Annotated in this window: 8 protein-coding genes and 1 pseudogene; 1 reads left to right on the top strand and 8 read right to left on the bottom strand. The window is 65.1% G+C overall.

Annotated elements, in window-relative coordinates; translation table 11 throughout:
• Nucleotides 1-204: 204 nt before the first annotated feature.
• The 6 genes and pseudogenes from zapE to pabB form a co-directional block, all read right to left on the bottom strand.
• On the bottom strand, nt 205-1293 hold the full coding sequence (zapE, locus tag ACILRA_RS12955; protein WP_395662513.1) for a cell division protein ZapE: 1089 nt from the start codon (nt 1291-1293) through the stop codon (nt 205-207).
• Between the two features lie 296 nt (nt 1294-1589).
• Nucleotides 1590-1682, bottom strand: a pseudogene (locus ACILRA_RS12950) (fructose-6-phosphate aldolase); the annotation flags it as partial.
• 189 nt (nt 1683-1871) lie between these two features.
• Nucleotides 1872-2522 carry a fructose-6-phosphate aldolase gene (fsa, locus tag ACILRA_RS12945; RefSeq protein ID WP_395662512.1) on the bottom strand — a complete coding sequence of 217 codons (651 nt, stop codon included), beginning with the start codon at nt 2520-2522 and terminating at the stop codon, nt 1872-1874.
• A 29-nt stretch (nt 2523-2551) separates the two neighbouring features.
• Complete coding sequence (locus ACILRA_RS12940) at nt 2552-3418, bottom strand: aminotransferase class IV (RefSeq protein ID WP_395662511.1); 867 nt, start codon at nt 3416-3418, stop codon at nt 2552-2554.
• Nucleotides 3415-3978, bottom strand: a complete 564-nt coding sequence (locus ACILRA_RS12935; RefSeq protein WP_395662510.1) for an anthranilate synthase component II — start codon at nt 3976-3978, stop codon at nt 3415-3417. The genes ACILRA_RS12940 and ACILRA_RS12935 overlap by 4 nt, the downstream gene beginning before the upstream one ends.
• The gene (gene pabB, locus ACILRA_RS12930; RefSeq protein WP_395662509.1) at nt 3975-5315 is read right to left on the bottom strand and encodes an aminodeoxychorismate synthase component I; all 1341 of its coding nucleotides are present in this window, start codon (nt 5313-5315) and stop codon (nt 3975-3977) included. Before pabB ends, ACILRA_RS12935 begins: the two co-directional genes overlap by 4 nt.
• Before the next feature lie 54 nt (nt 5316-5369).
• Here pabB and ACILRA_RS12925 point away from each other — a divergent pair, with 54 nt between their 5' ends.
• Nucleotides 5370-7538 carry a primosomal protein N' gene (locus ACILRA_RS12925; RefSeq protein ID WP_395662508.1) on the top strand — a complete coding sequence of 723 codons (2169 nt, stop codon included), beginning with the start codon at nt 5370-5372 and terminating at the stop codon, nt 7536-7538.
• A gap of 330 nt (nt 7539-7868) precedes the next feature.
• On the opposite strand, the gene ACILRA_RS12920 is transcribed toward ACILRA_RS12925, so the two are convergent.
• Nucleotides 7869-8792, bottom strand: coding sequence for an aldose epimerase family protein (locus tag ACILRA_RS12920; protein WP_395662507.1), 924 nt, complete (start codon nt 8790-8792; stop codon nt 7869-7871).
• A gap of 63 nt (nt 8793-8855) precedes the next feature.
• A complete protein-coding gene (locus ACILRA_RS12915) occupies nt 8856-10658 on the bottom strand; it encodes an IlvD/Edd family dehydratase (RefSeq protein ID WP_395662506.1) in 1803 nt (600 codons plus the stop codon).
• Between the last annotated feature and the right edge of the window lie 287 nt (nt 10659-10945).

Raw genomic sequence — 10945 nt, 5'->3', positions numbered from 1 at the left:
AGGGCAGCGAGATGCGCGAGCGTGCCGCCGATCATGCCGCCGCCGATCAATGCGATTTTCTTCCGAGCCATGTCTGATTGTCCTTCTTGGAGCGCGAGCCGTCAGGTCGTTTTGCAGTGCAAAAGCGACGTTTGTGTAGACCCGATATCTATCACCTTCAAGACGCCCGCCTAGTCCTTTCGGACGAGAAACTTGACCAAAACGTCAAGTTTCGACGATTTTTTTGCCCCACCAGGAGGCCGACTGCATCTCCTTCAGGCGGGAGACGGTCCTGCCGAATTCGAAGGCGTGGTCTCCCTCCGGGTAGATATGCTCCGGGGCTTGCGCGGAGGTGGCGACCAGCCTGACCTTGCCGTCATAGAGCGTGTCGATGAGGAGCACGAAGCGGCGGGCCTCGTTGCGGCGGTCGGGGTTCAGGGCCGGGATGTGTTCGAGGAACAGGACCTGGAAAGTCTGGGCCAGCGCCAGATAATCCGGCGGGCCCAGCGGCTGCTCGCAGAGTTCCGCGAAGCTGAAGCGGGCGCAGCCGGCTGCTGCCTGCGGGACATGCAGTTTGCGGCCGAGGAGGTCGATGTCCAGGCCCAAGCCGCGCTCGGTGTCGGTGAGGCGCTGCCAGAGGTCCTGCAGGCGGGCATCGGTTTCGGGCGAGAGGGGGATGAGAAAGGTCTCATGCGCCTTGACGCGGCCGAGGCGGTAATCCGTGAGGCTGTCGAGGGAGACGACGTCCAGCCTGCCTTTGATCAGCTCGATGAAGGGGAGGAAGAGTTGGCGGTTGAGACCGTTGCGGTAGAGATCGTCCGGCTTCAGGTTCGAGGTGGTGACGATGACGGTGCCGTGGGCGAGAAGGCCCTCGAACAGGCGGCCGACGATCATGGCATCTGCAATGTCGGTGATCTGCATTTCGTCGAGGCAGAGCAGGCGGGCTTCCTTTGCGATGGCCTTGGCGACGGGGGCGATCGCATCTTGGCGGTCCGACTGGCGCGCGGCGTGCAGGCGCTTGTGCACCTCCTGCATGAAGGCGTGGAAATGGACGCGGCGCCTTGGCGTGGCGTCCGCCACGGAATGGAACAGGTCCATCAGCATGGTCTTGCCGCGGCCGACCTCGCCGTGGATGTAGAGGCCGCGCGGAGGCGGCGGGGGTTTCCTGAACTTGGCGAAGAGGCCAGAGGGGGCGGTTTGCTTCAGTGAATCGGCAAGGGTGTCGAGCTTCGCGACGACGGGCAGCTGCGCCGCATCAGGCTTGATCGCGCCTGAGTCGCGAAGGCGCTCGTATTCAGCGAGGACGGTGGACATCACACCCCAACTCATCCGTCATCCCGGCGAAGGCCGGGATCCAGCTTCCTTCACCGCGCGTGCTGACCCAAAGCTGGATCCCGGCCTTCGCCGGGATGACGGAAAGAGGGGAGTGCAATGCGGGCATTCTCGTTGATGCTTCCTGTTTGATTCCCTTCTCCCGTCCGAAGGATGGGAGAAGGTGGCCGACAGGCCGGATGAGGGCTCTTTCCGGCGGCAGGGCTTGCTGACAGAGGCCCTCATCCGCCCTTCGGGCACCTTCTCCCATAGCTGCGCAACGGGAGAAGGGAAGAGTGTCAGAGCGTCTGCCCGGTCTTCTTCCAGTCGGCCATGAACTGCTCGATGCCCTTGTCGGTGAGCGGGTGCTTGACCAGCGACTTGATGACGGAAAGGGAGTGCAATGCGGGCATTTTCGTGATGCTTACCGTTCGAGTCCCTTCTCCCGTCCGAAGGATGGGAGAAGGTGGCCGACAGGCCGGTTGAGGGCTCTTTCCAGCGGCAGGGCTTGCTGACAGAGGCCCTCATCCGCCCTTCGGGCACCTTCTCCCATTGCTGCGCAACGGGAGAAGGGAAGTGTGTCAGAGCGTCTGCCCGGTCTTCTTCCAGTCGGCCATGAACTGCTCGATGCCCTTGTCGGTGAGCGGGTGCTTGACCAGTGACTTGATGACGGAGGGCGGGCAGGTCGCCACATCCGCACCGATCAGCGCCACCTGCTTCACATGAAGCGCGGTGCGCACGGAGGCTGCGAGGATCTCGGTGTCGAAGGCGTAGTTATCATAGATCTGGCGGATCTCGGCGATGAGCTCCGTGCCGTCGAGGTGGATGTCGTCAAGCCGCCCGACGAAGGGCGAGATGAAGGTGGCCCCGGCCTTTGCGGCAAGCAGTGCCTGGTTGGCGGAGAAGCACAGCGTGACGTTGACCATGCAGCCATCAGACGAGAGGGCCTTGCAGGCCTTGAGGCCGTCGAGGGTGAGCGGCACCTTGATGGTGACGTTCTTGGCGATCTTCCGGAGGTCGGCCGCCTCGCGCATCATGCCGTCATAGTCGAGGGAGACGACTTCCGCCGAGACGGGGCCCTCGACGAGGCCGCAGATCTCCGCGATCACGTCCTTGAACTGCCGGCCCGACTTGGCGATGAGCGAGGGGTTGGTGGTGACGCCATCCAGCAGGCCCAGGTCGGCCAGTTCCTTGATGTCCTTCACTTCGGCGGTATCGGCAAAGAATTTCATGGGGGTGTCCTTTTCTCTGGGCGCGAGCCTTACCGCCCGGAAGGGGCCAAATCAACCATGCGCGGGTCTTGCCCGCACTGAAGGCGCGCGGCCTCGCACAGGATGGCGACCAGCGGCGACAGGTCGCCCTGCTTGAGCTGCTTGCCATCGAGCGACGCCACGGGGCGGATGAAGCGCAGGCTGTTGGTCAGGATTACGGCGTCGGCCTTGCGGAGCTCCGCGGGCGTCACGGCGCGCTCCTGCGTGCCAAAGCCCGCGCGGGCGGCGGAATGGAGCAAGGCCTGGCGCATGATGCCGGTGAGGATGCCCTCGCCCCGCGCCGGGGTGACCAAAGTGCCTCCGGCCAGCAGAAAGACATTGGCGATGGTGGAGCAGGCCACCTTGCCCTTGATGTTGCGCATCAGCGCATCATCCGCACCCTTGGCTGCGGCCTCGCGGGCGGCGGCGATGTTGTCGGCATAGGAGAGCGTCTTGTGGCGCGAGGCGACACTGGCCGGGTTGCGGCGGATGGCAGTGGAGGCGAGCGTTACCGGCGTGAACATCAGCGCGGGGTCGAAGGGATCGAGTGTCAAGAGCAGGCTGGGATTGGCGCCATCGGCGGCGAGCCCGCGCAGCCCGCTGCCGCGGGTGAGGGTGACGCGCAGCACCTGGTGGCCGCGCGGGGCATCGGCGAGGATGGCGCCCACGGCATCATCCAGCGCGTCACGGTCGAAGGCGAGGCCCAGCTCCTGCGCCGCAGCCTCGAGCCTCAGGAAATGCATGTTGCCCCACAGCGGCGTGCGGTTGAGGACGAGGATCGTTTCGAACAGCCCGTCGCCCAGCAGCAGCCCGCGCTCGCCGCGGTCCACGGCGAGTGGACCCTCGACGAGCGATCCGTTGAACCAGGTGCGGCTCATGCCACCACCTTCAGGAAATTGCGCAGCATGTCATAGCCCCCCTCCGTCAGAATCGATTCGGGGTGAAACTGGACGCCGAAGGTTGGGTGACGGTTGTGACGGAGCCCCATGATCTCGCCCTCGTCGCTGCGCGCGCTCACCTCGAGCGGCGTGTCCTGGGCCTCGAGCTCCACGATCAGCGAATGATAGCGCCCGGCGCTGAAGCGCTGGGGCAGGCCCTCGAACAGCCCCGAGCCGTCATGATTGATCTCGGAACTGTCACCATGCATGGGGCGGCGGGCGCGCTTGACGGTGCCGCCGAAGACCTCGCCCATCACCTGGTGGCCGAGGCAGATGCCCAGGATGGGGAGGCGGCCTGAGTACTCCCGCATGATCTCCATCGACTGGCCCGCCTCATGCGGGGTGCAGGGGCCGGGCGAGATGACGATGGCGCTGGCCGCACTGAGATCTTGCTTACTTACATGATCGTTACGGACCACGCGGGTTGCGGCACCCAGCTCCTCGAAATAGCGGGCCACGTTGTGGACGAAGCTGTCGTAATTGTCGACGATGAGGATCATGGGGCGAAGGCCTCCATGATGCGTTTGATCTTGGTGAGGCTCTCCTCATACTCCGCTGCCGGGTTCGAGCGCGCGGTGATGCCGCCGCCACCCTGCACGCGCGCAACGCCGTCTGCGAACTGCGCGGTGCGGATGGCGATGTTGAGATCCGCCTTGCCGTTGAAGCCCAGATATCCGATGGCGCCGCAATAGACGCCGCGCGGGGCCTGCTCGATCTCCGCGATGATCTCCATGGCGCGGATTTTCGGCGCACCCGTGATGGAGCCCCCGGGGAAGGTGGCGCCGATCAGCTCGCCAAGGCCCAGGCCGTCCTTGAGCTCTGAGGTGATGACGGAGACGAGGTGGTGGACATTGGCATAGGTCTCGAGCCCGCAGAGCACCGGCACTTTCACGCTTCCGGGCTTCGAGACGCGCGAGAGATCGTTGCGCAGCAGGTCGACGATCATGACGTTTTCCGCCCGGTCCTTGCGGCTGGACGTCAAGTCGGCGATGAGGTTCGCGTCGCGCGAGGGGTCGCTGTCACGCCGCCTCGTGCCCTTGATGGGGCGGGCCTCGACCGCGGCGCCATCATGGCGCAGCAGGCGCTCGGGACTGGAGGACGCGATCTGGACCGTGCCGTAGTCCATGAAGGCGGCGAAGGTGGCGGGGTTCTTGAGCCGCAGCACGCGGTAGAAGGCGAGGGGATCGAAGCCCTCCGGGATCGCGGCTTCAAACATCTGCGTGATGTTGGCCTGGAAGATATCGCCCGCGAGGATGAACTCCACGGTGCGGGCGATGGCCGTCTCATAGTCTTCACGCGTGAAGTTCGACTGCCAGCCGGTGATGGCGTGGCTGCCGAGCGGCCGGGGCCTGCCGTTGAGCAGGGCTTCGAATTGATCGGCACGCGCTGCCGACTCCGCGATAATCCATGCACGTTCCTGCATGTGATCGAAGGCGGCGACGCAGTCGAAGTGGTGGAGCACGAGGTCCGGGCAGAGGGCGGCAAAGCCGGGAATCCGCGCATCGGGCTCCAGCTGGCGGCCGAAATCATAGGAGATGTAGCCGGCAAGCCCGCCCTGGAAGGGCGGCAGGCCGGGCACATGGCGCTGGCGGTTGGCGGCCAGGATGCGGCTCACCAGGGTGAGCGCGTCCGTGTCCTGGCGCGTGCCGTCGAGGAAGGTGCCCTCGGCCGTCACCTCAAGGGAGGATGCCGGATTGCAGGCAAGGAAGGAGTAGCGCCCCAGATGCTCCGAGCGCATCACGCTTTCGAGCAGCGTCAGGTGGCGCTGGCCCTTGAGCCTGAGGGCAAGGGCCGAAGGCTCAAGGCAGACGATCTCTCTGATGTGAGGCTCCCGCATGGGAAAGCCATATAGGGCTGGAAGGAGCCTTCCCCCAAGTCTATTTCAGACCCTATGACCAGCGATTCCGCCATAGCCGAGGTCCTCCTGCCGCTGGCGCTCGAGGGGCCTTATTCCTACCGGGTGCCGTCTGGCATGGCGCTGGAGCTGGGAAGCTATGTGGTGGTGCCGCTGGGCCCGCGGCAGATGATCGGCGTCGTCTGGGCGCTGAAGGACAAGGCCGGGACGGAGAAGAAGCTGCGCGATGTGGCAGGCGTGTTCGACTTGGCCGTGCTTCCCGAGACCCACCGGAAATTCATCGAATGGCTGTCGGCCTATTACCTCGAACCCATGGGCAATGTGCTGCGCATGGTGCTGCGGGCACCGGGCGCCTTCGAGGGACCGCGCGAGCAGATCGCCTATCGCGCCTCCGAATCCGTGCCGAAGCGGATGACCCCGCAGCGGGCCCGCGTGCTGGAGATCGCGCGCGAGGGTTTCGCCATGCGGGCTTCAGAACTGGCGGAGGCGGCGGGCGTGGGCACCTCCGTGGTGAAGGCCTTAGCCAAGGATGGCGCACTCGAAACGGTGGCGCTGCCGGCGCTGAGGCGCTTTCCGGAGCCGGACCTCAATGCCGGGGGCTTCACCTTGTCGAAGGATCAACAGGCGGCGGCACAGGCGCTGCGCGCCGTGGTGGCGCAGCGCCAGCACAAGGTGATGCTGCTCGACGGTGTGACCGGCTCCGGCAAGACGGAGGTCTATTTCGAGGCGATGGCGGCAGCACTTGCTTCGGGGGGGCAGGTGCTGCTGCTGCTTCCTGAGATTGCGCTGACGCAGCCCTTCCTCGAGCGCGTGGAAAAGCGGTTTGGCTGCGAACCGGCGCAATGGCACTCCGACGTGCGCCCCCGGGAACGGGAACGCGTGTGGCGCGGCGTGGCCGATGGCTCGGCAAAGATCGTGGTGGGGGCGCGCTCGGCACTGTTCCTGCCGTGGAAGAAGCTCGCGCTCATCGTCGTCGATGAGGAGCATGAGAGCGCCTATAAGCAGGATGATGGCGTGCCCTATCATGCGCGCGACATGGCCGTGCTCTATGGGTCGATCGGGAAATTTCCGGTGGTGCTCTCCTCGGCGACACCGTCTCTCGAGACTTTGGTGAATGTCGACCGCGGGCGCTACGGCGTGGTGCGGCTGATGGACCGGCATGGGCGGCCAGAGCTTCCCGAGATCGGCCTCATCGACATGAAGCGTGTGGCGCTGGAGCCGGGCACGTGGCTGTCGACGCCGCTGTTCGAGGAGGTGCAGAAGACGCTGGCCGAGGGCGACCAGGCGCTGCTGTTCCTCAACCGCCGGGGCTATGCGCCCCTGACCCTGTGCCGCGCCTGCGGGCACCGGCTGGAATGCCCGAATTGCGCAGCCTCCCTCGTGGAGCACCGCTTCCGGCGGCAGCTGATGTGCCATCACTGCGGCCACCTCGAGCCCCTGCCGCAGGAATGCCCGCACTGCCAAGTGCCAGGCAAGATGGTGCCGGTGGGGCCGGGTGTGGAGCGGCTGGCGGAAGAGGCGGCGGCGCGCTTTCCCGATGCGCGGATCGCCATCCTGTCCAGCGACCTCTCGCGCGGCACGCTGCTGCGCGATGCGATCCGCGATGTGGCGGAGGGGCAGTATAATCTCGTCATCGGCACGCAGCTGGTGGCCAAGGGGCATCACTTTCCGCATCTGACGCTGGTGGGCGTGGTGGATGCAGACCTCGCACTGGAGTCCTCCGACCCGCGCGGCGGCGAGCGCACCTGGGCGCTGATGGCGCAAGTTGCGGGCCGTGCGGGGCGGGGCGCGAAGCCCGGGCGCGCTTTGGTACAAACTTATCTGCCCGAGCACCCGCTGATGCAGGCGCTGAAGAAGGGCGACCGTGATTCCTACCTGAACCAGGAAAAGGCCATTCGCGAAAATGCGGGGCTGCCGCCTTACGGCCGGCTGGCGGCGCTGGTGATCTCGGGGACGGAGGCCTCCGAGGTGGAGCGCTTTGCGCGGAACCTGGGGCTGATTGCGCCGCTGGCTGACGGCATCACGGTGCTGGGCCCGGCCCAGGCACCGATTGCCATGGTGCGCGGCCGGCACCGCTGGCGGTTTCTGGTGAAAGCCAACCGCGAGGTGAATGTGCAGGCCTTCCTGCGGCTGTGGCTGAAGGACGTGAAACCGAAAGGCTCGCTGGCGCTGCAGGTGGATGTGGATCCGTATAATTTTTTGTGAACCCGCCGTCCCCCTCTCCCCCCACGCATGCGGGGGCGAGGGCGGGGTGAGGGGTAGCGGACTCGCGGACGCACCCCCTCACCCCGGCCCTCTCCCCCTGCGGGGGCGAGGGGGAGGTATGCGGAATATAATCCTTGACAGCGCGCGGTCGGTGGGGTAGGAAGGGGTAGTCTCCAGACATGCGCGCTCAGTTCCCCAAACGGACGTCATCCCGGCGAAGGCCGGGATCCAGCTTTGCGTCAGCGCACGGGGAAAGAAGAAGCTGGATCCCGGCCTTCGCCGGGATGACGGAAAGAGAATGGGGGATGACGGAGAGAGGGGATAACAGCGCTACGTCGTGAACCGCCACTCCATGCGCTGCCGGTATACCTCGCCTGGCCGCAGCATCGCACTCGGGAAATTCGGGTGCGTGGGCGCATCGGGGAAGTTTTGGGGTTCGATGGCGATGGCGGCGTATTGCTGCAAGGGGCCGGTCTTGCCGGGGAAGCCGGGGTTCCAGTGTTCGGCGGTGTACATCTGCATGCCGGCCTCGGTGGTCCACACCTCCATGGTGCGGCCGGAGACGGGGTCCTTCAGCGTGAGGCCGTGCTTGAGGCTGCCGCGTGCGCCGTCGAGCACCCAGCAATTGTCATAGACGCCGCCCACCTGGCGGAGCTGGCGGAAATCCCAGCGGGTGCCGGTCACGTCACGCAACGCGCCTGACGGCAGCAGGAGCTCGTTGAGGGGCAGGTAGCGCGAGCCCATGATCTGCATCTCGTGGTCGAAGGCGTTCCGCTCTCCGCCGGACATGTTCCAATAGGCGTGGTTGGTGAGGTTGATGACGGTGGGCTTCGTGGTGCGCGCCTCGAATGCGAGCGAGAGGGTGTTGCCGTTCACCGCATAGGTGGCAGTGACGTCGAGGGCGCCGGGATAGCCCTGGTCACCATCGGGGGAATGGATGCTGAAGGTGAGGGAATTGTCCGCATGCTGAACGTTCCAGTGCCGCACCGAGAAGTTATCTGGCCCGCCATGCAACTGGTGATCGCCGGAATTCTTCGCCAGCGGATATTCCATGCCGTCGATGTTGATGCGGGAGTTGGTGATGCGGCCCGCGATGCGGCCTGCGACAGCGCCCGTGGTCCAGTCGCCCGCGAGAATGTCCGCATCCGTGCCGCCGCCCATGACCACGTCAGCGCCGGCGAAATCGAGCGACACGAGGCGGGCGCCCAGCGTGGTGAAGCTGGCGCGGATCTGATCGGTTTTCAGTTCGAGCATGGGAGGCGCTCCTCTGATGATGTGCCATTCCTCTCCCCCGGCGGGGGAGAGGAATGGGAGGTGTCAGTGATTGTCGCGCGGCAGGCCCATGGTCTTGGCGACGCGCTGGAACTTGGTGGCGCCCTTCAGCACCATGCCTTCGGCCAGCTGGCCCACTTCCTTGCGGAAGATTTCCTGCCAGGGTGTCTGGCTCGGGGGCACCTGGTAGCCGCCGTTCTTCTCAAGCTCCTCGCGGCGGCGCTGCAACTCGTCCTCGGCCACCAGCATGTCGCAGCTGCCCGTGTTGAGGTCGATCCGCACCTGGTCACCGTTCTTGAGGATGGCGAGCCCGCCGCCCGCCGCTGCTTCGGGCGAGGCATTGAGGATAGAGGGCGAGCCCGACGTGCCGGACTGGCGGCCGTCGCCCACGCAGGGGAGCGAGCGGATGCCCTTCTCGAGCAGGTAGTTGGGAGCGCGCATGTTGACGACCTCCGCCGCACCCGGATAGCCCAGCGGGCCGACGCCGCGGATGAAGAGAATGGTGTTCTCGTCGATCCCCATCTTCGGGTCGTCGATGTGGGCGTGATAGTCCTCCGGTCCGTCGAAAACGATGGCCTTGGCGACGAAGGCGTTGGGGTCCTTCGGGTTCGACAGGTAACGCTGGCGGAATTCATCCGAGATCACGGATGTCTTCATGATGGCGTTGTCGAAAAGATTGCCCGAGAGGCGCTTGAAGCCCGCATGCTCCTTCATCGGCTCCTTGAAGGCGCGGATGACCGAACGGTCCCAGGAGAACTTGCCCTTGCAGTTCTCGGCGATGGTCTTGCCATTGGCCGTGATGCAATCCTCATGGATCTTGCCGGCCTCGATGAGCTCCGCCACGACGGCGGGCACACCGCCGGCGCGGTGATAGTCCTCGCCCAGATATTCACCGGCAGGCTGCAGGTTGACGAGGAGCGGCAGGTTGTAGCCGTGCTTCTCCCAGTCCGCCATGGTGAGCTCGATGCCGAGATGGGCGGCGATGGCGTTCAAGTGATTGGGCGCATTGGTGGAGCCGCCGATGGCGGTGTTGACCGCAATGGCATTCTCGAAGGCCTGGCGCGTCATGATCTTCGAGGGCGTCAGGTCTTCCTTCACCATGTCGACGATGCGGCGGCCGGTGGCATAGGCCATCTGCCCGCGCTCGCGGTAGGGGGCGGGGATCACGCCATTGCCGGGAAGGCACATGCCGAGCGCCTCGGTGAGCGAGTTCATGGTCGTCGCCGTGCCCATGGTGTTGCAGAAGCCAGTCGAGGGCGCCGAGGTGGCGACAAGTTCGATGAAGCCTTCATAGTCGAGCTCGCCCGTCGCCAGCTTCTCGCGCGCCATCCAGACGATGGTGCCCGAACCTGTGCGCTGGCCCTTGTACCAGCCGTTCAGCATGGGGCCGGAGGAGAGCGCGATCGCCGGAATGTCGACGGTGGCCGCGGCCATCAGGCAGGCGGGCGTGGTCTTGTCGCAGCCGATGGTGAGAACGACGCCATCGAGCGGATAGCCGTAGAGCACTTCGACGAGGGAGAGGTAGGAGAGGTTCCGGTCCAGCGAGGCGGTGGGGCGCTTGCCGGTTTCCTGGATGGGGTGGATGGGGAATTCGAGCGGAATGCCGCCTGCCTCATAGATGCCGTCCCGCACGCGCTTGACGAGATCCACATGGGCGCGGTTGCAGGGGGCAAGGTCGGAACCGGTCTGGGCGATGCCGATGATCGGCTTGCCACCCTGCAGCTCCGAGCGGGTGAAGCCATAGTTGAGGTAGCGCTCAAGATAGAGCGCCGTCATGTCGGCATTGGCCGGATTGTCGAACCAGTTCTGCGAACGGTACTTGAGCGGCTTGTTGGCTTTGTCTGTCATGGGATCCTCCGAATTGTCATACCAATAAGCCCAGAGGCGCTGTCCGTCGAGACCTCCGGCGGGCCATTTGATCAACTGGATGATTTTCGCGCCGGAGGAAGGGGTGCGGCGCGTTGCTTCAGTCTTTCATGACGGATAAATGACGTTTTGAAATCAATCACTTATCGGAAAGTTGAAGATTTATGATTTGAGAAGCTTGACAGTTGAGTGTTGGTGGACCTATAAGCCGGGTCACTGAGGGACGCGGCGCTGCGGCGCGGCGGGTCTTCGTGCCGAAAGCCGACAGA

It is taken from the genome of Aestuariivirga sp. (assembly GCF_044239095.1).
Classification (GTDB): Bacteria; Pseudomonadota; Alphaproteobacteria; order Rhizobiales; family Aestuariivirgaceae; genus Aestuariivirga.
The sequence above is the reverse complement of the archived record's forward strand: the minus strand, read 5'-3'. Positions and strand labels throughout refer to the sequence as shown.